Source organism: Glutamicibacter sp. TV12E, assembly GCF_052441935.1.
In the GTDB taxonomy this organism is placed as follows: domain Bacteria; phylum Actinomycetota; class Actinomycetes; order Actinomycetales; family Micrococcaceae; genus Glutamicibacter.
In genome coordinates this window covers 1290507-1314833 of sequence record NZ_JBQVVF010000001.1, presented here as the reverse complement: position 1 = coordinate 1314833, position 24327 = coordinate 1290507, and the positions used below count along the sequence as shown (strand labels likewise).

Below are 24327 nucleotides of genomic sequence, written 5' to 3'. Positions count from 1 at the left end.
TCCGGGCTTGCCTTTTGTGTTGCTCGTGTTCGGCAAGCTGCCTTTAGACGGTGCGGACCACTGCTTCATAGTCGAAGCGCGCCTTGGGTGCACCGAGCTCGCTGTCAGCTGGCTGCCCGATGTTGACCACAAGGAAGCTCTTCTGCTCGCCTTCAGGGAAGAACGAGGCATCGATGGCCGAGAAGTCAGCGCCGGTCATCGGGCCAACGGCGAAGCCGAGGCTGCGTGCTGCCAGCATGAAGTAGCCAGCCTGCAGGTGTGCGTTGTTGTTGCCGGTGGCCGCCGTGAACTCGGCGTCGGCATCGTACATCGCCTTTGGCGCGTTGTAGCCCGGCAGGAAGTTGTCCCACTGTTGGTGCCATGCGGTGTCGTAGCTGAGGATGGCCACGAGTGGGGCCGCGGCGGTTTTCGCCTGGTTGCCACGGGCCATTGCCTCAACCAGGGTGGCGCGGGCTTCATCCGAGCGCACGTAGGTCACGCGCAGTGGCTGGGAGTTGAAAGCGGTGGGGCCGAATTTTGCCAGCTCGTAGATTCGCCGGGCCTGCTCATCGGTCACCTCGCCGGTGAAGGCGTTAGCGGTGCGGGCCTCGCCAAAAATGGCGTTGAACGCTGCGGTGTCGACCTGGGTTTCCTGGGATGCAACAGACATTGATTGCCTTTCGGATCAGCCCGAGGCCTGCGTGCTGGCCATATTCGGACACTAATTTGTTCTCTGACTGTCCAACCATCAACGAACCTGCGTCATTCCGCCAATTGCAGTGTTTTGTGACACATCATCTTCTTGGGACTCCTTGGGGCGCGGTCTTGGTCCAGCGCCGGTGCAGGAGCAGACAAGCAGCTGAACACAGCGCAATGGCGACGCCGAAGCCGGTCACCGCCATAGATTCACCGACAAATTGGCCTGCCCAACCCAAGCCCAGCGCGCCCAGCGCGGTCAGCGCATAACCCAACACCCAGAAGGCTGAGCTGGCGCTGCCGCGGTCGCGAAACTCGATGCGCCGCAGAACAATGCCAAGGCCCACCGGGAACAATGCGCCGTGGCTCAGACCCGCGATCAGCAGCCCGAGAAGGTAGACCATGACCGCCGCTGATCCATTCAATCCCGGCGCCAGGGAAATGAGCGCTGAACCGATCACCAATCCAGCGAATCCAAAATAGGCTTTTTCGCTCACCAGCTTTCCGCAGGTTTTCTGTCCGACCGTGGTGGCAATGAAAATCAATGACCCAATGAGCCCCAAAAGCCTCAGATCGGTAATGCCGAAGGCGCGGACCACCAGGATCGATGTCATGGCGGTGCAGCCGCCCATCACGGCGAACCCCAGAGTCATCAGGCCACCCACGCAGTAATCACGGAGGGCGAAGCGGGGTATCAAAGGCAGGCTGAGCTTGAGCCCGAGCCCGCGGTGGGCGGCAGTATCCGGGATCATGGCCAGCAGCGCCATGCACAGCCCGGAGAGTACCGCGTGGACACTAAACGCGATCATCGGCACGGAGGGGACGAAGTAGGTGAGGAAGGCCGCCAGCACTGGCCCGCTGCCCAGCCCGACCATATTTGCCGCACTGGAAATGCTGGCACCGCGCGCGGAACTGGAGACCAGATCGGTGAGGTAGGCCGTTGCCGTACCGGTCACCAGCCCGGCGCATACCCCGGACAGCGTGCGGGCAATGAACAGCATCGGAGCATCCTCGGCTACGGCGTAGAGTATTCCGCTGGCAGCCGAGGCCAGCAGTCCAAGGATCATCACGGGCTTGCGTCCGATGGCATCAGAAAGGGATCCGAAGACGCAAAGGACCGCGAGCACCACGATGGCGTAGATGGCAAAAAGCTGCGTCGAGGCGGCCGTGCTCCGCCCGTACCCATCTTGCAGGGTCGGATAGAGGGCGGTGGGCATGGTTGTGCCGCACATGGCAATTGCGTAGGTCGCCAGAACAATGCCTAAGGATGTACCCGGAGCTCGGTTTGGCTTGGCCGACAGGTTCACACCAAGACCTCGCTCTCATGTTGAATAACAATCCGAGCCTAGATAGGTCCTAATGTCCTGTCAATCTTTTTCTATTGCTGCAGGTTGAAGCGGGCCAGATCCGCGGCACCAATCAGGCCCGCGGCCGGACCCAATTCGGCCTGGCAGATCTTCGCAAAAGGACGGTAGCCTCGGCCAGAGAGCGTGCGGCGGTAGGTCTCTTCGGCGATAGCCACCAGCTGCTTTGACGCGGTGCCCAAGCCGCCGCCAATCACAATAGTGCCTGGATCCAGCACCGATACCAGATTCGAGATGCCCAGACCGAGCCAACCACCCATATCTGCAATCAGGTCTTCGCAGGCCGGGTCGCCCTGGGCCGCCAGGCGGGTTACTTCCGCTCCGGTGACGGCTTCGGGGTTATCCCCGACGGCTTCGCGCAGCCGGAAAGCCACGGGCGACTTGCTGCGCACGAGTTCTGCGCCTTCACGGCCCAAGGCATTTCCAGAAGCGTATTGTTCCCAGCAGCCCCGGTTACCGCAGGCGCACCGATGGCCGCCGGGAACAATTACCTGATGCCCGAATTCTCCAGCGATGCCTGATTTGCCACGATGGATCTGGCCTCCGAGGATCACTGCCCCGCCAATGCCGGTCCCCAAGGTCAGGCAGACCATGTCGCTTTCGCCGCGTCCGGCGCCAAAACGGTGTTCGGCCCAGCCGGCGGCGTCAGCATCATTGACGAGCGTGACTTCGTGCCCCACCAGCTGCATCAGGCGATCACGCACCGGCTCATTGCGCCATGAAAGGTGCGGGCTGAACAGGACGTTCTTGCCCTTGCGGTCCATCCAGCCTGCGGCGCCGATGCCCACCGGCATCTTGCCGTTGCCCTGGGAGAGCTCGCGGATCATCTCCGCCAGGGCCCGTTCTGTCCCGGCCACATCGTGGTTGGGTGTCTCGCGGTGGATCTGTCCGTAGACATTTCCCTCTTCATCCACGAGAGCTGCAAGGATTTTGGTACCACCGATATCAACGCCGATGGAAAGATTAGCTGGACTCACAGTTCCCTATCTTATGATCATGCAAGCTTATCTTTTCAAGAAAGTCATCTTGCGCCCGGGCTCGGCCCCTAGAGCGTGAACAAGCTTTGGCACCGGCAGGTGGTGTTGCCGGAGGCGGAATCATTGAACAGCAGGTCCGGGAGAGCCGACATGCCGAACTCTGACCTTATCCTGACCGATTCGATCCGCGGGTTCCCGGCTGCGACCGTTGAAAAGCGAATCTTCAACAGGCAAGTGCCCGCAAACCGAGGTTTGCGGGCACTTGCCTGTGTTCTAGTTCTTCTCGTCATCGAGTTCTTCGACGGCGTCAGCTTCGGGCGCTGCCGTCGGTTCAGTGCTCAGATGACTGGGCAAGCCTGGGTACAGGCATCTGGATAGCTCCGGTCTGGATCTGCTCGAATTCATCGGGCGTAACCACCGGGATTTCATATCCGTCCTTGTCGATGAGCTTGCCACCCTCGTAGTGGTCGCCATCGAGCAATCCGCAGATCTCCTCGGTCTTGACCATGCGTGGTGGCGCCGCCGAAAAGACCGACGCATTCTTCGTATTACCGAACTTGAATTCGTTGAACAGCAGGTTCAGGAGAACCGCCATGATCGCTGCCGAGGAGATTCCCGAATGGAAGATGGTCTCAAACCAAGTAGGGAATCCTGCGTAGAAGTCAGTTTTCACGATCGGGATACAGCCGAAGGCAATCGAAGCCGCGACAATCACCAGGTTCATGCCGTCGTACTTCACCTTGGACAGGGTCCGGATTCCGGAGGCTGCTACCGTGCCGAAGAGCACGATGCCAGCACCACCGAGCACCGGAGTGGGGATGGCCGCGACCACGCGCCCGAGGACCGGCAACAGGCCGAGCACCACCAGGATGCCGCCACCGGCTGCCACCACGAAACGGCTGGTGATGCCGGTGATGGCCACCAGCCCGACATTCTGGGCGAAGGCCGACTGGGTGAAGGTGTTGAAGATCGGAGCCACCGCGGAGGAAGCCATGTCGGCGCGAAGGCCGTTGGCAATGCGCTTGGAATCCACCTTTGACCCGGCAATCTCGCCCACCGCTAGGATATCGGCGGTCGTCTCGGTCAGGATCACCAGCACCACGATGGTCATGGAAATGATGCCACCGATTTCGAATACCGGCATGCCGAAGGCCAGCGGCTGCGGGAAGGCGAAGATCGCGCCGTTCCCGACCTGGGAGAAATCCGCCATGCCCAGCAACGCTGCAGCTACCGTGCCCAGCACGATGGCTAGCAAGATCGACATCCGGGAGATCGCGGCATTGCCGACCTTGGATAGCAGCAGGACCACCAGCAGCGTTCCGGCGGCCAGCCCGATGTTTGCCAGCGAGCCGTAGTCGTCGGCCTTGGCGTCTCCGCCCATGGCCCAGTTGGCCGCAACCGGTGTCAGCGAGATGCCAATCATCGTGATGACCACGCCGGTGACCACCGGAGGGAAGAATCTAATGACACGAGCGAAGAACGGGGCGATGAGGAAGCCGATGAGCGCGGCGACCAGCACGGCACCGAAGACCGCCTGGATTCCGCCACCGCCGTTGACGATGGCCACCATGGTGGCCACGGAGGCGAAAGAGGTCCCCTGGACCAGCGGCAGCTGGGCTCCGAAGAACGGGATGCCGACGGTCTGCAGGATGGTGGCCAGGCCACCGACAAAGAGGCAGCACGCAACCAAGAGGCCGATCTCCTCCGGCGAGACTCCAGCAGCATTGCCAATGATCAGTGGTGGGGCGATGATGCCGCCGTACATGGTCAAGACATGCTGCAAACCGTAGGCAAAGCTCTTCCCTAAGGAAAGCTTTACATCCTCGGGCCGGATGGCTTTGGTAGATTCATCAGGTGTAGCGCTCAAGGCTGACCTCCTACGTCAGTCGCTGCCAAGGGTGTGCCGGTGTGTCCGCACCGGCACACCCTCAACGCTGTTCAGTTAGATAAAAGCAGGGATATTGGCCCAAATTGGGTGATTTGCCTCGGTGCCTTCACGGGTGATGGTCGCTTCGATCAAGCCGTATGGACGATCAGCAGCAAAGAAGACCTCGTTAGGGTTGTCCTGCCCGAAGACATCCAAGTCCACAAGGAAGTGGTGCTTGTTCGGAAGGGACATCTTGATCTCGGCGATTTCCGGGTGGGCCTCGAGGACTGCCTGGCCCATCTGGAACATGGTCTGCTGCAGTGCGTAGGAGTGGGTCTGCGCAAAGTGGGTCAGCAGCAGGTTGCGCACGGAGGAATATACTCCGTCGAAGTCGATGCCTTCGGCGACAGCCTCCTCGGTGTAGCGCCAACGTGCGGTCACGTCGGTGGCAAGGATGCGATCCGTGGTTTCCTTCAGCGTGGTGTACTTGTCCCGTGGGAAGCCGTGGAATTCGCTGCCGGTGGACTTCAGGACCGTGAGGTCTTCAAGACCAGCAACGATCGACTTCTTGCCCTGTGCGTCGATTTCCAGCACTGCGGTGCGGACCTCGGACTTGTTCTGCGAGAAGGCGTGGTCGTGGTCGTTGATGCGGTCCCAGAAGAACTGCTGGGCTGCCCAGCGGCCTCCGGTGATCCAGTCGAATTCTCCGGTGAAGTGCTCGCCGAGTTGCACCAGGAACTCCTCGATAGCTCCCACGCCGTTGCGGGCCAGGCCGTAGACGGTGTTCTTCTGGGTGTCGGTGGCGACGACACGGCCATTGTCGCCGTCCTGGTGCGCGGCGGTGAAGTCGCCGTGCAACTGGCTGGTGACATTCAGGTCCTGGATCTGATGGCGATCGGTGTCGCGGGTGATCTTGACCAGGCGCACTTCCGCCTTGCCGTACTGGTTGGATCCGAGCACGATCTTGGTCTGGGCTGGGGCGGTGATTTCGGTAGTCATTGTTCTAACTCCCTCGGTATGTGGAATAGGCAAACGGGCTGATAAGAAGAGGTACGTGGTAATGCTCATCGACGTTGTTCACGAAAAAATCGATGCTTACCGCGGGGAAGAAGCTTTCCGTTCCCTGCTTCCCGAAGTAGTCGCCGGTTTCAAAGGAAACACGGTAGCGACCGGCTTCAACCTGTATCGGTCCAAGGTTCTTGATGCGTCCATCGGCATCGGTTGAACCAGTTCCGATTTCTTGCCAGCCGGATGCCGTCTTGGCTTCCAGCGTGGCCTTGACACCGGAGGCAGGCCTCCCGGTCCCGGTGTCGAGTATGTGGGTGGTGATGTGACTGCGTTCTGCACTGTCATTCGCCATGATCATCTCCTAGAAGTTGGAGGGTATTAGTTGGTAATGAGGTCGTTGAGCCGCAGCACGGCAATTTCACGCAGCTGCGTGGCTACTTCGGCCAGTTCGGTAGCTTCGTCGTTCTCGAGCCGGCGTTCGCATTGGGCCAGGATCTCTTCGGTGCTGCGACCGGCAGCACGGATGAGGAAGACACGGTCAAAGCGCTGTTCGTATCTCTGGTTAGCTACTTTCAGGCGCTCGGTCGCATCATCATCCAGATTCAGTGAGGCCTGTTCACCGCGAGAGAGATCTGCTTCCTTGCTTTCGCCTTGAGCCCGTTCGCCAATGCGGGGGTGCTGCGCCAAGGCGGCGTCCAGCTCCTGCGGGTCAAATGGAGTGATGCCGCTCAGGGCATAAGAAGTAAGTTCGTCCCGGGTTGCGAAAGGACGAGCAGAGATCAGTTCGTGGATCCAACGGTCTACATCGACGCAGGGCCGAAGAAGCGTTTCGGCTTCAGGTGCGGAGAGTTCGTTGAAAACGTCGAGGTGCATCGGGTGATCAGCTCTTTTCATCGGTCGACATTCCACGGACCTTGGCTGAACACCCTTACCACCGAAAATATTGATTTCGGTTTCGACTCGATGCTGGTTTCGTGGAACCTTGTTGCTCAACTGTAATCCATTTCACAGCGGGTGCGTCAAGAGCAAAACCAAAAAATTTACAGGCCCTTATTTTGTTTCGAGACTTTCACGCCTCCAGGAAACTATTTGCTCAGACCCCTTGCCAACGGCACCCCGAAGCTCCCATACTAGTTTCACTAGATAAAATATAGATTTCACAATGCGAAAGTATTGCAACCTGAAGGAGGGAACGATGGCCGCCATCAACCAGACAAAGATTACCTGCCCAACCGAAGGGAATCGCCCGCTGGGCGGCACCGCGGCTTTGCGCACGGGACTGTTCCAATCCATCGACAATCTGGATCCCGACATTGTCCGGCAGCCGAAAATCACCAGCTCCGCACCGTCGCTGTGGAACAAGATTTTTGGGTCAGCCACCGACCGCTAGTGCCGGCAGCCCGGGTCACGCTCGCTTAGGAATGCGCCAGCAATTGCAGCAAGATGACCACCACGCCAACCGCGGCCAGCAGCAACATCAGCACCGCAGTACGCCATAAGCCCAGGCGCATTCGACGCATCGCCAGGAATGCAAAAAAGGCCAGCGCCGCAACAAGCCACCATTGGCCCAGTTGCAACGCCAGCGGAACCTCAAGAACATTGAGCGCGCTGAGCCCAAGCAAAGCCAAGGGGCCAAAAACAGCGCCGGCTGCGCCCCACACCACCTTGAGCAGATGCTTCAGCTCCGATCGCGTAACCAACGCGGCGTGAATAGCGGAGTGGGCAATGACGTCTGCAACGAGGCTCGCCATCAGCACCGCCGCAACCGTAACCACGAGGCTCAGCGCGGCACCGCCAGCAGTGGGGGCGCTACCGTGGGAACCGGTAGCAATCATCACGGCGAGCGCAGTGAAGGTGACGTACACGCGCTCCTTGAGCATCGCGGCTCGCTCATCCGCAGTCGCCGCTGAATCGTTGGATTCCTTTTGCATCGCCGCCACCTTGCCATGAGCCATCAGATCTAGAACCCCAGTTTATCGCTCACTGCAGCGCAAGAATTCAGGTGGTCACGCAACATCCGGTACACCGGCTGGGCATTGCGAGCGCGGATTCCTAGGATGGGAGCACGCACGTTAACACCGATGTTGATGGAATCCCGCAAGGAGAAATGATGCCCCAGTCCTCTCGCTCAGTTGAGCCAGGCCGAACAATCGTGATCACTGGCGCTGGCACGGGCATCGGCCGCGCCACGGCTCGTCTGCTCCTATCCCAGGGCTGGAATGTCGCTCTGGCGGGACGCACCAAGACAACCTTGGAAGAAACCGCGCAGTCCCATCCTTCGGCTTTGGTTCATCCCGCCGATGTCACCGACCCCGGCGCCGTGGATGAGTTGTTCTCGGCAGCACAACACCGTTTTGGATCTGTCGACGTGCTCTTTAATAACGCTGGCATCTTTGGCCCCTCGGTTTCCATAGACGAGCTGAGTCCTGAACAGTGGGATCAGGTGTGCCAGATCAATCTGACCGGAGCCATCAACGCCGCACGCAGCGCCTTTGCGCACTTCAAGGCCAACGGCGGTGGCCGCATCATCAACAACGGGTCGATTTCCGCACAAGTTCCACGGGTGAATTCGGTGGCCTACACGGTAACCAAACACGGGATCGCGGGGCTAACGAAGGCCTTGGAACTCGATGGCCGCCCGCATCGGATCCGTGCCACTCAAGTAGATATCGGCAACACGGCCAGCGACTTGCTTGATGATTTCGGGGCGAATAACGGCGCCCTGCAGCCCAGTGGCCAACGGATTGTTGAACCGACATTCCCCTTGGAGCAGGCCGCCGAAGCCATCGCGTATATCGCCGGCGTACCCCTGGGCATCTCAATCAACCAATTCACCATCACGGCCGGTGGCATGCCGTATATCGGGCGAGGCTAGGCGGAAAGCAATGCACGTCGAGATTCCGGCAACCTGCGGCAATGCTCCACGCCATCGGATCATTACCGACGTCCTGGCTGCGGCTTATGGAAAAGATCTGCCCCTGCTTGAACAGTGGTTTTCAGAGGATATCCAGTGGAACATCGCAGGCATAGGGTCCTTGGACGGCTTCGATGCGGTGCGGCAGTGGATACTCGAAGCACCGGCCACCGGGTCTGTGCAGTTTTTAAGCGTGCTGACCCACGGTTCAGAAGGAAGCACCGACGGCCGAACCTGCGACAGTGAACATTCAATGGTCCACTTCAGCCATGTGCTGAAATTCGCCTCTGCCGGCAAAGCCGCAAAAATCAAGGAAATCCGCAGCTACTTCGTGCAGCAGCCGGCCATCGGGTTAGAGATCTAGAAGTACTCGGCCAGCAGCGCTTCAAGCTTGCCCAAGGCGGAATGCCAAGCCTTGGTGCTGGAATCTACGACTTCAAAAGGCAGCGGCCCCTGGGTCAGGGTCAGCATGGTCTGTCCCGCAAACTCCTTGAATTCGATGCGAGTCTCAATAACCAAGTCAAGAGTCATCTCATGCGGGCCATCGACACTGACCAGGCATTCGTATTCATCGAAGGAAGTCAGTACGGCCTTGAGCGGAACCCTGGCCTCTGGATTCTCGATCTGAACCATTTCCAGCTCATGGCGGCCGCCAACCTTTGCTTCAAAAACAACCGACTCCTCATTGACGGCCCACCCCTGTGGTCCCCACCATTGGGCAATGATTTCGGGTTCTACGAAGGCTGCCCAGACAGCAGTTTTCGGGGCGGAAAACTGTCGCGCAACCACCAGTTCAGTCATCGATTCCATGAGTTAAATGGTATCGCGGCATTCTTGCCGCACACTGCGAAGCTGTGCCCGGATCGCCCCTGGGAGACGTGGCCTTGCTCAAGGAGACGGTGAGCCTGGCTACTACTGGCGGCGACGCGGTTCCAGTCGGCTGGCCGTGTACAGCGTCTGCTCATCAGGCTGGGTCTCCGCGGCCTCATGGGCCGCCTTGACCTTCATGGCCCGGTCCCACTTGATGCGCTCGCGAGGGCTGGCTTCCACCAGGCGTTCTGCAGGACCGAAAATGCTCAGTCCCAAATACTTCAGTCGCCAGAGAATGCGATAGCCAATGCTCAACCCGGTGGTATCGGTGATGATTGGCAGCGGAGATTCGTCCATGCGAGTGGTCCTCTGCAGTATGCGTGGGTGTTGGTGCTTTTGACCCAGCATACCCTATTAGTTGGTACACCAACTAAATGGGTGGCTACTCCTTCGGCGCATTGACTCCAGCGGCAATCAGGCGGTCCAGAAGGTCCCTGAGCTCAACAACGTCCTTCTCTGAGAGCTCGAGTCGAGACATCATCTCCAGCGGAACTTTCAGCGCCTCCTTGCGAAGTTCAGCGCCCTTGTCAGTGGGCTGGAGGATGACTGCGCGCTCGTCGTGCGGATTTTTGGATTTGTCCACCAGGCCGGCGGCCTCCAACCGCTTGACCAGCGGAGACAGTGTTCCAGGGTCCAGGTGCAACTGCTCGCTCAGTTCGCGAGCGCTCATGGGGCCAGAATCCCACAGCGCCAGCATCACCAGGTACTGCGGGTGGGTCAGGCCCAGTGGATCCAGCACGGGCTTATAGGCAGAGATCACCGTTCGAGAGGCGACCGCCAAACCAAAGCACACCTGCTTTTCCAGCTTGAGAAGATCATCCTCCGGAAGAATAGCGCTGTCCACGTTGCTGCAAACTCCTTGAAATCGGGGCAATACGGGTGCCTCGATCGTACCCCGGCCTAACCGCCAGTCGATTGTAGCCAAAGCCCGATGCAGTGAATAACCTTGGCTTATGAGCAATCTCGAGCACAACCCGGCAGAAGTCAACTGCAGTGAAGTCACATCCCATGCCGAGGTTGAAGTCTTGACGCCTCGTGAGGTTCCGTTGGGCGGGCCCCGGGCCATGACAGTATTCCGCACCCTGCCACAAAAGCAGCGCAGCCTCATCGGCGCCTGGTGCTTCCTGGACCACTACGGTCCCGACGACGTCAAAGCCACCGGCGGCATGAACGTTCCACGCCACCCCCACACCGGGCTGCAAACGGTCTCCTGGCTATTCACCGGAGAAATCAACCACATGGATTCGGCAGGCTTCAAAGCCACCGTGCGCCCAGGCGAGGTCAACCTCATGACCGCTGGGCACGGCATTAGCCACTCCGAAATCCTCACCGATGGCACCACCATTCTGCACGGAGCCCAGCTGTGGACTGCTTTGCCCGAGCACGCCCGGGACATGGAGCACACCTTTGAAAATTATCGGCCAGAATCGCTCTCTGGGCCAGGCTGGTCCATGTCAGTTTTCATGGGCAGCTACGAAATCTCCGGGCAGCGCTCCGCCTCTCCGATCGTGACCCACTCGGAGTTGGGCGGCGCTGAACTGCGCCTGGAACCGAACACCCAGATTGAGATCCTGGTCCCGGAGCATCATGAGCACGGAATCCTCCTGGATTCGGGCGCGCTGCAGCTCAACGGGCACCAGCTGGCCCCACGCGATCTCGGGTTCGTGCGCGCTGGTTCCACCACCCTGCGCCTGGCTTCCGGTGACGAACCGGTGCTGGCCTTGCTCATCGGCGGAGAACCATTGAAGGAAGACATCTTAATGTGGTGGAACTTTGTGGGCCGCACCCACGAGGAAGTCCTCGCCTTCCGCGCGCAGTGGCAAGCCGAGATCGGAGCAGAACCAGGAGACGCGTCGGAGGATCGCTTCGGCCCGTTCCCGCCCGGCACCCCGGCGGCCCTGCCCGCCCCAGCACTTCCCACCGTTCGCCTGCGTCCGCGCGTGAACCCCTCCTGACCAAAAGGACACCAAACATGAGTGAGATCCAGCCAGTCTTCCTTCCCGAGCGCCAGCGCTTCGCCCTTGACGATAACGGCAAGATCATCGGCGCGGCACACTACCGGGACTTTGATGGAGCCGAAGGAACCGAGCGGATCTTCTTCCACACCACCGTGGATGAGGACTACGCCGGACAGGGACTAGCCAGCGTCCTGGTGAAATTCGCGCTGCAGAACACCATCGCCAGCGGAGCGAAAATCGTGGCGGTCTGCCCCTATGTCAAGGGCTATGTGGCCAAGCACAGCGAGTACGACCAGCATCTAGTGAAGCCAATCAGGGCGCACTTGGAGATCTTGCCGCGCGGCTAGCGCGCTGCCAGGCCCGGGGAACCCTTGGTGCGTGGCGAAATGGCGATCAGAACCAGGACCAGAACCAGGCTGAAGCTGAAGACCGCAACGAAGCCCGTGCCGGCAGCGGCCAGCGCAAAGATGACGCCGCCGATGGCTGTGGCCCCGGCATTGCCCAGCGAGTCCGCCACGGACATCGCCGAGGAGTTGAAGCCCTGTTCTTCCTTGGTGGACAGTGCCAGCATGTTGACGTTTTGGCGGGGGAAAATCATCCCCATGCCAAAGCCCCCGACCGCCCAGCCGCACACCAGTACGAGCACCGGCGGGTGGAAGAGCGCGGTGGCCAATGCGGTGGCTATGGCCACGCTCCCGGCCACTGCGCCCACGGTGATGCAGGTTGAGGAAGCGACCTTCTCCCCCAGCCTTCCCTGGAGCCATGAACCCATCGACCAGCACAGGGCCGAGGCTGTCAGGATCAAACCGGCCCGGTCCGGAGCGAGCTGGTAGTCCTCGCGAAGCAGATAGGGCAGATAAACCTCCACACCGAAGAAGGCGCCGGTAATGAAGATCCTGGTGGTGATGGTGGCAGGCAGTCCGCGGCGCGCCAGGAACGTCCCACGCGGTAGCAGCGGGCGAATCGCCACCAATGCAACCACCAGCGCCAGCGCTAATCCGGCCAGCGACCAGCGGCTGTTCGAATTGCCCAGCAGATTCATGGAGATCACGGCAAGCCCCGTCAGCCCGGCAAGCGCCAGGCGCTTCACCGATACCGGACCGAGTTCCTGGTTGCGTTCGGAATCCAGGGATTTGAGCACCGGAACCATTGCGCAGAAGGCGACGATCACCAAGACGGCCACGCCGGAAAAGACCCAGCGCCAGCCGAGGTGCACCGCCATCAGGCCGGCCAGCCATGGGCCAACCATCGCTGGCAGCACCCACGCGGTGGCAAAGAGCGCAAAGATTTTTGAATGCAGCTGGCCTGGATAGGCACGGGCAATGAGCACGTAGATTGCCACGGTGATGGCACCGCCTCCGACGCCTTGCAAGATGCGCCCGCCGATAAGCATGGGCATATTCGCTGCAGAACCGCAGATCAGCAAGCCCACGCAGAAAATCGCGACGCTAATAAACAGGGGATGCTTTGGTCCCCAGCGGTCGGTGACTTCACCGGCGGCAACCATGCCGAGCATGCCACTGGCAATCGGGGCGGCAAAGGCCAGCGCAAAATAGCGTTCGCCGTTGAGCAGTTCGCTGACCATCGGCATCACGGTGGTGACGGCCATGGATTCAAAGGCAACAAGGAACACCAGAACAAACATGCCCATGGTGGTGGCCAAGAATTGCGGTGCGTAAATGGTTTCTGTAGCTGGCGCAGGGTTGTGGCTACTACGTCTTAGGGGCATGCCCTAATCATGCCAGTTTTCTGCTAGCCGCCCAGAACATGCAGGGCGAATGCCGACAGGAAGCCACCGGTGACCAGCAGCCCGGTGTAATCATGTTCAACAGAATAGGCTTCGGGAATCATCGAGTCGGCAATCATGGTCAGGATTCCGCCTGCGGCAACTGCCGTGGCGAAGGCCAAGGCTTCTTCAGGCATGGATTGCATGGCCAGTGCCCCGACAAAGGCAGCCAGCCCACAAGAAATCGCGATGGAACCCCACAGAAGGGCAATAGACGAACCTTTGCGGCCGGCGCTCTTCATTTGAGCCGTGCTGGCCAACCCTTCGGGAATGTTGGAAATGAAAATGGCAATGAGCATGGCGGGGTTGATGCTCGAGCTAGCCACAACGCTCAGACCCAGTGCCACGGATTCGGGAATGCCGTCGATCAAGGCTCCCACTGCCAAAGCGGTGCCCGCAGGTTCGCCGCCCTGAGCGCTGCCCGAGGCTTTTTGACGCCTTGCGGTGCGCCAGGCCAGTACCCTATTGGCCGAGAAATACAGCGCGGCTCCCACCAGCACACCGGCCGCCGTTGCCAGAAGCCCGCCAGTTTCGAAGGCCTCGAGTACAAGCTCAAAGCTCAGTGCACTGACCAGCACTCCTGCGCCTAAGGCCATGATCGCGCAAACCCAGACCTTCGGAATTTTCAGCCACCAGGCAGCGCCAGATCCCAGCAACAGCGCCGAGCCGGCTACCGTGCCCCAAAGCAAGGCCTGCAAAGAAGCGAACATGGCACCCACTATAGCCAGCAAGTCGCTGGCTTAGTAGCTGCCATGTTGGTTCTGACTGGGATTAACCCTCAGAGGACATATTGCTGAAGCGCGAGTAGTGGCCTTGGAATGCCACGGTGATGGTTTTGGTAGGACCGGCACGGTGCTTGGCGATGATCACGTCGGCCTCGCCTGGACGGTTTTCCTTGTCATACACATCATCACGGTGCAGCAAGATCACCATATCGGCGTCCTGCTCAATGGAACCGGATTCACGAAGGTCCGAAACCATAGGCCGCTTATCGGTTCGCTGTTCGGATCCACGGTTCAGCTGCGACAGCGCGATCAACGGAACATCGAGTTCCTTGGCCAGCAACTTGAGGTTACGCGAGAATTCGGAAACTTCCTGCTGGCGTGATTCCACGCGCTTGCCCGAACTCATCAGCTGCAGGTAGTCGAGGATGATCATGCGCAGCTCGTTGCGCTGCTTCAGGCGGCGGCACTTGGCGCGGATTTCCATCATGGACATATTCGGCGAATCGTCGATGAACAGCGGCGCTTCATTCAACCGGCCCATGGTGGTGGCAATCTTCGTCCATTGTGCATCTTCCACCGAACCCTTGCGCAGGTCCTGGAGCTGGATGGAGGCTTCTGCCGAAAGCAGGCGCATCGCAATTTCATTGCGGCCCATTTCCAGGGAGAAGAAGACGGTGGCCATGTTGTTCTTGATGGCGGCGGACCGGGCGAAGTCCAGTGCGAAAGTCGACTTACCCACTGCAGGACGGGCCGCGATGATGATCATCTGGCCGCCCTTCAGGCCCTGGGTCAGCTCGTCGAATTCGTAGAACCCGGTGGGCACGCCGGTGATGCCGTCGCCGGCGTTCGCGGCGTTTTCGATTTCGTCTACGGTGCCTTCGATGATGTCCGAGAGGCGTACGTAGTCTTCGCTGCTGCGGTTTTCCGCAACCTTGTAGACCTCGGCTTGCGCTTCATTGACGATGGCATCGACTTCTCCATCGGGCGAGTAGCCCATCTGGACGATGCGGGTTCCGGCGTCCACCAGGCGGCGCAAGACGGCGCGCTCGCGCACGATTTCTGCATAGTAGCCGGCGTTAGCGGCGGTGGGCACCTGCTGAATGAGGTTGTGAAGGTAGGCAGCGCCACCCACACGGGAAATTTCGCCGCGCTTGGTCAGCAAGTCGGCCACGGTCACAGCATCGGCAGGTTCACCTCGGCCGTACAAATCGATAATGGCTTCGTAGATGGATTCGTGAGCCGGACGGTAGAAGTCGGTTCCTCGCAGCGCCTCAACGACGTCGGCGATGGCGTCCTTGGATAGCATCATGCCACCGAGCACGGACATCTCGGCTTCGACATCCTGTGGCGGCTTGCGCCCTGCGTCGGATTCTCGTCCTTCGTAGACCGGCTCAGCACTCATTGCAGACACTTCCATCCCCTATTGACCCCAGGGAGAAAAATCTTCCTTGCCAGATGGCAACGTTCCAACCTGCTAGTTGATGCCAACTGTTCAATGGATTACGTCTGTGGATATTTCTGCCCCAAAGCCAACAGTAGGGCCGATGTCTACCCACGTAAACTCCATTATCCACAGGTCCTGTGCATAACATACCATCAGCTGTGGACTAGCCTGTTCACTGTCTGGGGAGAACCCTGTGGATTATTGTCAAGTACCCAACAGTAATAGTGATTGACTAGGTGTTTTCTGTTTTCACATCTGTGGACAGGGAAATGTTTTATTGAAGGTAGCGATATGTTCACAGTAGTTATCAACACCCAAAAACGCCCGCAATACAGGGATTATCGCGGTTTTCACACAGTTCTGCACATCTTGCCCACAGTCATGTGGATAACCATGTGGATATTCATAGAATCGCAAAAGGCTTAGTCACCGTCTCTTATAACGGCCAACTCGGCAGATTATGGCCAATAGTCCACATTTTCGCGAAGCGGCCGCCATACACACCGTGGATAACTATTTGCCTGGCGTTCAACGCGTCCCGAAACCCGACAAGGCCCGGTGCAGATCACCATCAGGAAATCCGCGCCGAGCCTTCGGGAAACTACCACTCAGAAGATCTAGACGAGCTCAGGAACTGGGATTGAATGAAATCGGGAATCATGGAAGATCTGCGGCGAGTGCTGTGATGTGTGATGCCCATGCACCTCCAAAAGCACAACCCAGTGGTCACCAGCTTCGACTTCATTGTAAATCGACGTTTCCAGCCAGAGGGTGGACTCTTCAATAAACAGAGCGCCCTGCTCAGAAACCACGGTGTCCACGCCGAGGAACCGATCGCCCTTCTTCGAAGCGATCTGCGTGCAGACCCCTCCATTAAGATCGCTGAGTACCGAAACACCAATGTAGCTGGCCTCGCGCAGTTTCGGCCAAGTGTTGGAGGTCTTCTGGACTGCGAACATCACCAATGCGGGCTCCAGCGAAACCCCCACAGTGAATGAGGATGCAACAATGCCGGTTTTTACGCCGTCCACTTCTGCGCACAGAGCGGCCACGCCTGAGGGATGTTGAGCGAAAACCTTGCGTAGGGTTAGCGGGTCAAGTTCACGATTCAATGACATGGCTCGATTCCTTCGGTTCTTGCCCACCGCGTCAGACCCAGCGGGAACAGCGGTTCGAGTTGATCCGAATCCGGTTGCCACTGAGGTTTCACGCCGTGCGCGGTACTTGTTCTGACACCATTTGGCGCAAAACCGAATCCTCACCTGGAGCACCCCACTACCGTTGAGAGGGTTGCCGATCAGCAAGCCAGGGCTTTTAGCTGATGCTCTTGATTCTGCTTAAAACAATATGGCCCATGACGAAGCACCGTCAAACAATTCACTTCTCAAATCGCAATATTCAACAAAATATTCGACAGTGGCTCAGTTTTAAGGTCACAAAACAGTCCTTTATTCACCAATTCGGCCCACAGTGGCACTTCAGTGGGCCGCGAGGGTGTGATCTTCGTCGTAACGCATTAACTTATGGCAGGGCTAAATATTTTCCGGCATCTGCGCTTCCAGGAAAATCGGCGCCAAGGTTCGCCATGGCGCACACCGAATGTGAAGATCCGCCACCAGGGATCATCCCGGAAGGATTGCCGCGCACTTCAACAGGTAAAGTGCGAATAATTGAACTGCAATCCCCACCGCTCGAACAGGCGCATCGCGCCCCAACACTTTTGGAGCCACCCGTGAGTTCCCCAGAACAGCGAATCCCCGACAAGACCAGCCGCTTCACTGACAGCATTGGCCTGGTCTTTGATGACATCACCGCCACTTCCGTGCGAGGCCATGCCGACCTCAATGAAGAGCACCACACCCCGTGGGGCGTCGTTCATGGAGGTGTCTATGCCTCCATGATTGAAAGCGCCGGCAGCGTTGGCGCCAGCTACGCGGTCTCAGAGCGCAATCAATTTGCTGTGGGCGTGCACAATGCCACCGACTTCCTGCGTCCCTCCACCGGTGCGCGCGTGCAGGTTGAGGCCAAGGCGCTGTTCCAAGGCAAGACCCAGCAGTTGTGGGAAGTCGTCATCACCGATGAGGCCAGCGGAAAGGAACTCTCGCGCGGACAATTGCGCACCCAAAACGTAGATATGCCCGGCGCCTGAGCGTATCCTAGGTGGCACCTAGCGGATCAGCTTCGGAGGCTTGCCATGAGTGCCACCTATACCTTTGACGTGTTCAGCAGCCTTGATGGCTTCGGCAGTGCAGGCAGCGATTGGGGTGGCTACTGGGGAAAACAGGGGCCAGAGCTGTTGGCCCATCGCCTCGGGCTCTACACTCCCGAATGCCGCATGGTTTTCGGAGCAAACACCTTCCGCTTATTTAGTCTCTTCTGGGCAGAAATCGAGATGAATCCCGAGGTTGAAGACGCGTGGGGCGTGGCTTTGCACGACAAGCCCGCCACTGTCATCTCCACCACCTTGGAAGAGCCGCTGTCTTGGCCTAATGCCACGCTGGAGCGCGCTGATGCCTTGGAAGTCGTAGCCCAACTCAAGAAAACCTCAGATGTGCCGCTGCGCTCTCACGGTTCCCTGGCCATGAACCATTCGCTGCTGGCGGCAGGTCTAGTGGACTTCATCCAGGTGAGCATCTTCCCGGTGCTGACCGGGCATAGCGGCTCTGCTCCGGTACTCGGCGGGGTCGACGACTATGACCTGGAACTTGTCGATTCAAAGCTTTTGGACGGCCGGATCCAGGAACTGACGTATCGCCCGACGCGCCACCAGCCGGCGCACGCTTAGCCGCTCGATGAAGCACATCCGAGACGCTTGCCTGCTGCTCGGCGCAGTGTTCCTCGCCGGATGCTCCACGCCAACACCACCTCCAAGTCCAGCTGCCGAATCGCAAACCGCTCCAGAACTACTGGCCACCGGCTTGGAAGCTCCGTGGTCCATGGTCTACGTCCAGGACAGCTTGCTGGTCAGCGAACGCGATTCCGGGAGGATCCTGGAGGTTTCGGAGTCCGGACAGAGCCGCGAAGTGGCCCGGATCGAGGATCTCGCAGCGATAGGCGAAGGCGGGCTGCTGGGCCTGGCCTTCCTCGCGCCGGACCAGCTCTACGCTTTTTCCACCGCTGAATCCGGTAACCGCATTCAGCAATTCACGGTGCAAGGCAGCGCCGGAAACTTGTCATTGTCGGCTCCGCGGACCCTGCTGGATTCCTTGCCCTCGGCCAATATCCACAACGGCGGGCGGCTGGCCATCGGACCGGATGGAATGCTCTACGCGAGCGTGGGCGATGCGTCCAACCCTGGGCAAGCCCAGGACCTGCAGGCGCTGGGCGGCAAGATCCTGCGCATGGCACCCGATGGAAGCGTCCCGGAAGACAACCCCCTCGAGAATTCCCTCGTCTACAGTTATGGGCACCGCAATGTGCAGGGCCTGGCGTGGAGCGATGATGGCACCATGTATGCCAGCGAATTCGGGCAAAACACCTTCGACGAACTGAACATCATCAAGGCCGGCGGGAACTATGGCTGGCCCGAAGTCGAGGGGAAGGGCGGCGCAGATCGGTCGTACACCGACCCGATTGCGCAGTGGTCCCCCTCGGAGGCCAGCCCCAGCGGCATCGCGATCCTCGATGGCACCGCCTACCTGGCGAATCTGCGCGGAGAAGTGCTGCGCGCGGTGGAACTGGACGCGCCGGCCACCGAGCAAGAGCTGCTTGATGGCCGGCTCGGCCGGCTGCGCGATGTGCTGGTGGATCCTGGCGGCTCGCTGCTGGTGCTGACGAACAACACCGACGGGCGTGGCCAGCCCGGTGCTGGCGATGACCGCATCGTGCGCCTGATGCCCCGCCAGACCGGCGGCTAGCTGGCCGGGCGCATATCCCCGGTCTGCTCGAAGCGCTGGTGCCAGGATAGGGCCTCGCCCAGCAGGTGAGGGGTGTGTTTGCCGTAGCTTTGCCTGCAAGCCCGGTCGAAGTAGTCCTGCAGCAGCCCACGGTAGTCCGGATGCGCGCAGTTCTTGATGACCAGCTGGGCGCGCTGCTTGGGCGAAAGGCCGCGCAGGTCGGCCAGGCCCTGTTCGGTAATCAGGATCATGGTGTCGTGCTCGGTGTGGTCCACATGCGATGCGAAGGGCACGATGCCCGAGATCTTGCCGCCCTTGGCGGTGGACGGGGACATGAACACCGACAGGTAGCCGTTGCGGGCGAAGTCGCCGGAGCCGCCGATGCCGTTCATGACATGGGAGCCCAGGACATTGGTGGAGTTCACATTGCCGTAGATGTCGGCCTCGATCATCCCGTTCAGGGCGATGCAGCCCAGGCGCCGGATGATCTCCGGGTGGTTGGAGATCTCCTGGGCGCGCAGCAGGATGCGTTCGCGGTAGTGCTCCACATTGCGGTTGAATTCCTCGATGCCCTCGGCGGACAGCGAAAAGCTGGTGGCCGAGGCGAACTCGATGGTGCCGTCCTTGATCAGCTCCAACATGCCGTCCTGGATGACCTCGGTGTAGGCGGCCAAGCCCTTGTAGCCACCGCGGGACAGGCCCGCCAGCACGGCGTTGGCGATGTTGCCGACGCCCGACTGCAATGGCAGCAGCTTCTCGGTCAACCTGCCGGCGCGGATCTCCGAGTCCAGGAAGCCCAGCAGGTGATCGGCGATCCTCTCGCTGGTCTCGTCCACCGGGGCGAAAGGGCTCAGCCGGTCTGGCGCGTCGGTTTGGACCACCGCCGCGATCTTGTTGACGCCGACGTCCAGGTACTTCTGGCCGATCCGGTCGCGCACAGTAGTCAACGCGATGGGCTTGCGGTGCGGAGGCAATGCGGTGCCGTAGTAGACATCGTGCATGCCCTCCATGGCGGCAGATTGCTGCGCGTTGACCTCGATGATGACCTTGTCGGCCATTTCCAGCCAGGTCTTGTTGTTGCCCACGGAGCTGGAGGGGATCAGGTCGCCTTCGGCGGTTACGCCGACCACCTCGATGATGGCCACGTCGATCTTGCCGTAGAAGCCGAACCAGGCGTGCTGGGCGACATGGGACAGGTGGATGTCCATGTACTCCATGTTGCCCTCGTTGATGCGGCGGCGCAGCTCGGGATCGGACATGTAGGGAAGGCGCAGGTTCATGCCCTCGGCCTTGGCCAGCACGCCATCGAGCTCGGGGGCGGTGGAGGCGCCGGTGAGCACGTTGATCTTGAACTCCTCGCCGGCAGCGTGCTGGCGTTCCATCTGGGCGGCCAGGGCGCCGGGCACTGCCTTGGGGTATCCGGCACCGGTGAAGCCGCTCATGGCCACCGTCATTCCCGGCTTGATGAATGCTGCCGCCTGTTCGGCGCTCATCAGGCGATCGGCAAAGGCCCGGTGGTGAATACGCTCGTGCAAAACTCTAAACCCACATTCTTGACGGTAGATAAATTCTCAACGTGGGATCACGAACATGAACGGATGCTCTTCATGAGTTAATTCTTTCCAGATCCGTGATAAATCGACATGGAAAGAACACCTTTTCCCGTTCCCCACCCTTTCAGCCTACACTCAGGATAATTGTTCTCACCTCGTCCTAGGAGACCCCTATGCGAAAGTCACTTGCGATACTGACCTTCACTGCTCTAGCGCTAAGCCTTGCTTCCTGCAGCAGCGGGGCAGCGTCAACGAGTCCTGAAGGTTCCGAAGCTCCAGCAAGTCAGTCACCGTCTCAGACAGCGACGCCTGGCAAAGGAAATATAAGTTCCTCGGGCGTGGATTTCACTACTCTCGATGCAACCGATCTCAAGCTCACAACGAAGATGGATTATCAGTTCGTCTCTAGCCAGGGCGCAGAGGGTACGGTGAAGTTTGTAGATGAGACCGACCCGGAGGCGGCCGCAGTCGAGGCTTTCATGAAAAAAGCTGTTGGCTACCACCGCGAGTATCTGAAAGTTCGTGTCGATAATTCCCAAGGGACCGAAGTCGTCTCAATTCCAGAAGTCCTTGTAGAGGGAGCCGACGAGGTCGAGTACCCGTTTCTCAGCATGAACCGCACTATCAGCGAAGCAAGCCCCGTGATGAATTCAGACTATTCCTACACCACGGCTGATGGCATGAAAGAACTCTCTGAGGCTGAGTACGACAAACTCACCGATGAGGGCTACGAGTTGGAAGATAAACAACGCTTCAACATCAAGCCAGGAGGAAAAGGAACACTCCTATTCGCGATTGAGATTGACGAGGGATCTTTGCCAAAAGAAATTTCAACAGTCTCGGTGCCTGTTCATGGGATCTTCGAAGAGGTGATGGCCACGAACGGGCTGGTCTCAGAATACAAGGAATGGAAAGCCTTCCAGGAAGCGGGCAAAGAGTGGACAGCGCACTCAACGGCCGCGCCCGAAGACTAATAGCCAGTTCAAGTTAACTGAAAAGCCGCCCGATCATTTTATCCCGTCTTCATTGCATAAAGCTTCGCTATCTAACGCCTAGTACCGGTGCTATGATCCCGATACATCACTTGCTTGGGGGGAATTCTTGAATGCGAAAAAAGCAGCACTTGTTGGATTAGGTTTAGCAGGAATACTAGCCACAATCATAGGCCTGTACATGGGATATCTATGGGTCGGCACTGGTTCATTGATCATGCTGCTCGTAGCGCTCGTCCTATTGGTCGCTGGCGTAACCATGATTATTTTCGGCTTTAGCGCAGATTAGCTATAAGACAAAAAACCGCCCCACCCTCGTTTGAGGATGGGGCGGTTTTCGCACTGGATTTTATACCGGTAAATATACCAACCGACAAATAATGCTTCTAAGCGCCGCGGCCCTTGTAGACCACCGATGGGTCTGCCCGGTACTCGATCGTCTTGTCCTGGTCGGCATGCCACTGCATGTCATCATCCGTGTGGGCCCACAGGGCATCTGCTCGACGCACTCGACGCGCTGTGTCCTTGTGGATCCAGCACTGTTCCGGGTCACCTTCGAAGGTCCCTGCTGCGCATGGCGGAGGGTACTCGATCAGAATGAGATCCCCAGCCCATGCTTTGATCCTGGCGTGCAACAGCTGCCCCCACCGCAGCGTCACCTCAACATACGGATATCTGCCAGCGGGATACTCTTGGATTGCTTCGACCGGCGGAACAGTCATGAAATCGATTGCCTCTCAATATCAGACCAGACCTGGATTCAAATGGAAACGTTGATGAGAACAACTTTGGGGAAACCACTCTCATCAACGTTTCGAACACACACGAACTTGGAGGTCCCTTGAGTGTTCAGCTATCAGATAGCTCTAATTCCACGATAGCAACCAGCAATTCACGCTGCCACTCAGAGAACCCCAGTCCACTCAAAAGAGTGGAGAGTCACGCTTCTACTTGTGCGTGTACTCGATCGCTTCATGCTTCCCTTGGACGTTGCCCAGGCCCTGCACCTTGTTAGCAACTCCGGTCGGTTTCCACAGCCCGTAGTGCATAGCCACGGCGACCAGGAATGAACCGAGGCCAGTCAGCAGGGCCATGCCCAGGTTGTACACGGTGCCGGCCTGCAGCGCGGTCGCCAGCTCAGTGCACAAGCTGATCAGCACCGAAAGCCCAGCGAGGAACACGGCCTTGCGGCCCGGGTTGGTTTCGCGCTTGGTCACCAAGCCGACCAGGAGCGGGAAGACCACAGCTGCCAGAAGCGTGAAGATCTGGAACAGCGGGATGTGAAACTCAATCATGGTTAGTCTCCATTGTTGGTGTTGATGTAGCGCTGGAATCCGTGAATGGTCCAGCCTTCCGGGTCGCCGTCCAGCTTGAGCGGCACACCCTTATTGGTCTTGTTGTAGAAGCCGCGGGCCTTGAGGAAGCGCTGCAGCTCGTACCAGAACCAGTAACCGTCGCCGCCATCGACCTTGAGCGGAGTCCCCTTCGGCACCCCGCCACGGGCGTGCTGGGTCACCAAGTAGTAGCCGTTAGACTGCAGCCACTCCATCGCGTCCTTAATGGTGCGCTGGCGCCACTCGCCGTCCCAGCACTCGTTGTATCGAACGCCGATCTTGACCACTTCCATCAGGATCTGGAAAGCACCCACGGTGATCTTTCCGAAATCCTTGTCCAGGACCAGATCCTCATAATCCGTCGGGAAGACCGTGGACCCATTCGGCGGGGTCGAGTTCAGCTGCTTCTTCACCGACTTAGGCTTTGGCTTCGACTCCGGCTTTGGCTTTGGCTTGGAAGATCCGGACGGCTTAGTGCTCGGCTTCTGGCCCCGCAACACGGCCTGAGTCTGGGCGCGCATGTTGTCCATCGAGTAGCCGTTGATGTCGATCTTGCGGCCACGAGGCAGCGCATACTCCGAGTGGCCACAAACGAATGACGCATCATCCTCTTTGATGGCATCCAGCAGGCCAGCGTTGAGCTTCGGATACGCCTCGCGCTGCTCATCAGTCCAGTCCGACGGGCCAGCGGCTTCGGCCTCGATGCCGAAGAAGTACGTGTTGCCGGTATACCCCTTCCAAGATCCGTACCCGGCGTGGTTCGCCCGGCCGGCCGCCACAATCACTGCCACGCCGCGGCGGTCCAGGTACACATTGCACAATGGCCCCGGCAGACCAGGGCGGCCGTAAGTGACCACGTTCAAGGACGGCCGGGACGTGGAGCCCTTCGGGCCGGCCGTCCAGTGATCCATCACGCCCTTGGGATTGAACGAGGACGACCCGCGAGTGGACCATCCGGGCACGTACTCGACCTTCAGGCCGCGGGCTTCAAGGTGCCGGACGAGGGTAGTTATACGAGGCATGG

General features: G+C 59.2%; 28 protein-coding genes and 1 riboswitch. Of the genes, 9 read left to right on the top strand and 19 right to left on the bottom strand.

Features of this window, described 5'->3' with window-relative positions:
* Nucleotides 1–43: 43 nt before the first annotated feature.
* The 7 genes from ACT7DV_RS06160 to uraD all read right to left on the bottom strand — a co-directional run bounded on the left by ACT7DV_RS06160 (nucleotide 44) and on the right by uraD (nucleotide 6785).
* Nucleotides 44–649, bottom strand: a complete 606-nt coding sequence (locus ACT7DV_RS06160) for a malonic semialdehyde reductase (protein WP_444661356.1) — start codon at nucleotides 647–649, stop codon at nucleotides 44–46.
* A 124-nt stretch (nucleotides 650–773) separates the two neighbouring features.
* A complete protein-coding gene (locus ACT7DV_RS06155; protein ID WP_444661355.1) occupies nucleotides 774–1982 on the bottom strand; it encodes an MFS transporter in 1209 nt (402 codons plus the stop codon).
* 71 nt (nucleotides 1983–2053) lie between these two features.
* Nucleotides 2054–3016, bottom strand: coding sequence for an ROK family protein (locus ACT7DV_RS06150; RefSeq protein ID WP_444661354.1), 963 nt, complete (start codon nucleotides 3014–3016; stop codon nucleotides 2054–2056).
* A gap of 331 nt (nucleotides 3017–3347) precedes the next feature.
* A complete protein-coding gene (locus tag ACT7DV_RS06145; protein ID WP_444661353.1) occupies nucleotides 3348–4883 on the bottom strand; it encodes a nucleobase:cation symporter-2 family protein in 1536 nt (511 codons plus the stop codon).
* 75 nt (nucleotides 4884–4958) lie between these two features.
* Nucleotides 4959–5882 carry a factor-independent urate hydroxylase gene (gene pucL / locus ACT7DV_RS06140; protein WP_444661352.1) on the bottom strand — a complete coding sequence of 308 codons (924 nt, stop codon included), beginning with the start codon at nucleotides 5880–5882 and terminating at the stop codon, nucleotides 4959–4961.
* 4 nt (nucleotides 5883–5886) lie between these two features.
* Nucleotides 5887–6243, bottom strand: a complete 357-nt coding sequence (gene uraH, locus ACT7DV_RS06135) for a hydroxyisourate hydrolase (protein ID WP_444661351.1) — start codon at nucleotides 6241–6243, stop codon at nucleotides 5887–5889.
* Between the two features lie 26 nt (nucleotides 6244–6269).
* Complete coding sequence (gene uraD / locus ACT7DV_RS06130; protein WP_444661350.1) at nucleotides 6270–6785, bottom strand: 2-oxo-4-hydroxy-4-carboxy-5-ureidoimidazoline decarboxylase; 516 nt, start codon at nucleotides 6783–6785, stop codon at nucleotides 6270–6272.
* Nucleotides 6786–7086: 301 nt separating this feature from the next.
* Here uraD and ACT7DV_RS06125 point away from each other — a divergent pair, with 301 nt between their 5' ends.
* On the top strand, nucleotides 7087–7281 hold the full coding sequence (locus ACT7DV_RS06125) for a hypothetical protein (protein WP_444661349.1): 195 nt from the start codon (nucleotides 7087–7089) through the stop codon (nucleotides 7279–7281).
* A gap of 25 nt (nucleotides 7282–7306) precedes the next feature.
* Here ACT7DV_RS06125 and ACT7DV_RS06120 read toward each other — a convergent pair whose 3' ends face one another.
* Nucleotides 7307–7822: a hypothetical protein gene (locus tag ACT7DV_RS06120; protein WP_444661348.1), complete on the bottom strand. Its 516-nt coding sequence runs from the start codon at nucleotides 7820–7822 to the stop codon at nucleotides 7307–7309.
* A 179-nt stretch (nucleotides 7823–8001) separates the two neighbouring features.
* Between ACT7DV_RS06120 and ACT7DV_RS06115 the strand changes: the two genes are divergently transcribed.
* Both ACT7DV_RS06115 and ACT7DV_RS06110 read left to right on the top strand, forming a co-directional pair.
* Nucleotides 8002–8766: an SDR family oxidoreductase gene (locus ACT7DV_RS06115; RefSeq protein WP_444661347.1), complete on the top strand. Its 765-nt coding sequence runs from the start codon at nucleotides 8002–8004 to the stop codon at nucleotides 8764–8766.
* A gap of 10 nt (nucleotides 8767–8776) precedes the next feature.
* Complete coding sequence (locus ACT7DV_RS06110; protein WP_444661346.1) at nucleotides 8777–9169, top strand: hypothetical protein; 393 nt, start codon at nucleotides 8777–8779, stop codon at nucleotides 9167–9169.
* Here ACT7DV_RS06110 and ACT7DV_RS06105 read toward each other — a convergent pair.
* From ACT7DV_RS06105 to ACT7DV_RS06095, 3 genes are all read right to left on the bottom strand, one after another.
* Nucleotides 9166–9615, bottom strand: coding sequence for an SRPBCC family protein (locus ACT7DV_RS06105; RefSeq protein WP_444661345.1), 450 nt, complete (start codon nucleotides 9613–9615; stop codon nucleotides 9166–9168). The two genes, ACT7DV_RS06110 and ACT7DV_RS06105, sit on opposite strands and share 4 nt — an antisense overlap.
* A 102-nt stretch (nucleotides 9616–9717) precedes the next feature.
* Nucleotides 9718–9972: a hypothetical protein gene (locus ACT7DV_RS06100; protein ID WP_444661344.1), complete on the bottom strand. Its 255-nt coding sequence runs from the start codon at nucleotides 9970–9972 to the stop codon at nucleotides 9718–9720.
* 85 nt (nucleotides 9973–10057) lie between these two features.
* Nucleotides 10058–10519 (bottom strand): MarR family winged helix-turn-helix transcriptional regulator, encoded by a 462-nt coding sequence (locus ACT7DV_RS06095; RefSeq protein ID WP_444661343.1) that lies wholly within the window; start codon nucleotides 10517–10519, stop codon nucleotides 10058–10060.
* 109 nt (nucleotides 10520–10628) lie between these two features.
* Here ACT7DV_RS06095 and ACT7DV_RS06090 point away from each other — a divergent pair, with 109 nt between their 5' ends.
* Together ACT7DV_RS06090 and ACT7DV_RS06085 are read left to right on the top strand one after the other, a co-directional pair.
* Complete coding sequence (locus tag ACT7DV_RS06090; RefSeq protein WP_444661342.1) at nucleotides 10629–11630, top strand: pirin family protein; 1002 nt, start codon at nucleotides 10629–10631, stop codon at nucleotides 11628–11630.
* A gap of 17 nt (nucleotides 11631–11647) precedes the next feature.
* On the top strand, nucleotides 11648–11980 hold the full coding sequence (locus ACT7DV_RS06085; protein WP_444661341.1) for a GNAT family N-acetyltransferase: 333 nt from the start codon (nucleotides 11648–11650) through the stop codon (nucleotides 11978–11980).
* On the opposite strand, the gene ACT7DV_RS06080 is transcribed toward ACT7DV_RS06085, so the two are convergent.
* The 4 genes from ACT7DV_RS06080 to ACT7DV_RS06065 all read right to left on the bottom strand — a co-directional run bounded on the left by ACT7DV_RS06080 (nucleotide 11977) and on the right by ACT7DV_RS06065 (nucleotide 16706).
* Entirely contained in the window at nucleotides 11977–13362 is a 1386-nt protein-coding gene (locus ACT7DV_RS06080) for an MFS transporter (protein ID WP_444661340.1), read from the bottom strand. The genes ACT7DV_RS06085 and ACT7DV_RS06080 overlap by 4 nt on opposite strands.
* A gap of 23 nt (nucleotides 13363–13385) precedes the next feature.
* Nucleotides 13386–14129 (bottom strand): ZIP family metal transporter, encoded by a 744-nt coding sequence (locus tag ACT7DV_RS06075; protein ID WP_444661339.1) that lies wholly within the window; start codon nucleotides 14127–14129, stop codon nucleotides 13386–13388.
* 61 nt (nucleotides 14130–14190) lie between these two features.
* Complete coding sequence (dnaB, locus tag ACT7DV_RS06070) at nucleotides 14191–15546, bottom strand: replicative DNA helicase (RefSeq protein ID WP_060703562.1); 1356 nt, start codon at nucleotides 15544–15546, stop codon at nucleotides 14191–14193.
* Nucleotides 15547–16205: 659 nt separating this feature from the next.
* The gene (locus ACT7DV_RS06065; protein ID WP_444661338.1) at nucleotides 16206–16706 is read right to left on the bottom strand and encodes a flavin reductase family protein; all 501 of its coding nucleotides are present in this window, start codon (nucleotides 16704–16706) and stop codon (nucleotides 16206–16208) included.
* Between the two features lie 97 nt (nucleotides 16707–16803).
* Nucleotides 16804–16921: riboswitch (SAM riboswitch) on the bottom strand.
* 399 nt (nucleotides 16922–17320) lie between these two features.
* Between ACT7DV_RS06065 and ACT7DV_RS06060 the strand changes: the two genes are divergently transcribed.
* Genes ACT7DV_RS06060 through ACT7DV_RS06050 form a run of 3 tightly spaced genes read left to right on the top strand, consistent with a single transcriptional unit; the run spans nucleotide 17321 to nucleotide 19445 of the window.
* Complete coding sequence (locus tag ACT7DV_RS06060; protein WP_444661337.1) at nucleotides 17321–17737, top strand: PaaI family thioesterase; 417 nt, start codon at nucleotides 17321–17323, stop codon at nucleotides 17735–17737.
* A 45-nt stretch (nucleotides 17738–17782) separates the two neighbouring features.
* Nucleotides 17783–18373 carry a dihydrofolate reductase family protein gene (locus tag ACT7DV_RS06055; RefSeq protein ID WP_444661336.1) on the top strand — a complete coding sequence of 197 codons (591 nt, stop codon included), beginning with the start codon at nucleotides 17783–17785 and terminating at the stop codon, nucleotides 18371–18373.
* A 7-nt stretch (nucleotides 18374–18380) separates the two neighbouring features.
* Nucleotides 18381–19445 carry a PQQ-dependent sugar dehydrogenase gene (locus tag ACT7DV_RS06050; RefSeq protein WP_444661335.1) on the top strand — a complete coding sequence of 355 codons (1065 nt, stop codon included), beginning with the start codon at nucleotides 18381–18383 and terminating at the stop codon, nucleotides 19443–19445.
* Here ACT7DV_RS06050 and ACT7DV_RS06045 read toward each other — a convergent pair.
* Nucleotides 19442–20959, bottom strand: a complete 1518-nt coding sequence (locus ACT7DV_RS06045; RefSeq protein ID WP_444661334.1) for an acetyl-CoA hydrolase/transferase family protein — start codon at nucleotides 20957–20959, stop codon at nucleotides 19442–19444. The two genes, ACT7DV_RS06050 and ACT7DV_RS06045, sit on opposite strands and share 4 nt — an antisense overlap.
* A 356-nt stretch (nucleotides 20960–21315) precedes the next feature.
* On the opposite strand from ACT7DV_RS06045, the gene ACT7DV_RS06040 reads away from it, so the two are divergent.
* The gene (locus ACT7DV_RS06040; RefSeq protein WP_444661333.1) at nucleotides 21316–21951 is read left to right on the top strand and encodes a hypothetical protein; all 636 of its coding nucleotides are present in this window, start codon (nucleotides 21316–21318) and stop codon (nucleotides 21949–21951) included.
* A 404-nt stretch (nucleotides 21952–22355) separates the two neighbouring features.
* Here ACT7DV_RS06040 and ACT7DV_RS06035 read toward each other — a convergent pair whose 3' ends face one another.
* From ACT7DV_RS06035 to ACT7DV_RS06025, 3 genes are all read right to left on the bottom strand, one after another.
* Entirely contained in the window at nucleotides 22356–22691 is a 336-nt protein-coding gene (locus ACT7DV_RS06035) for a hypothetical protein (protein ID WP_444661332.1), read from the bottom strand.
* 225 nt (nucleotides 22692–22916) lie between these two features.
* Nucleotides 22917–23264 carry a hypothetical protein gene (locus tag ACT7DV_RS06030; protein WP_444661331.1) on the bottom strand — a complete coding sequence of 116 codons (348 nt, stop codon included), beginning with the start codon at nucleotides 23262–23264 and terminating at the stop codon, nucleotides 22917–22919.
* Nucleotides 23265–23266: 2 nt separating this feature from the next.
* Nucleotides 23267–24325 (bottom strand): peptidoglycan recognition protein family protein, encoded by a 1059-nt coding sequence (locus tag ACT7DV_RS06025; RefSeq protein ID WP_444661330.1) that lies wholly within the window; start codon nucleotides 24323–24325, stop codon nucleotides 23267–23269.
* Between the last annotated feature and the right edge of the window lie 2 nt (nucleotides 24326–24327).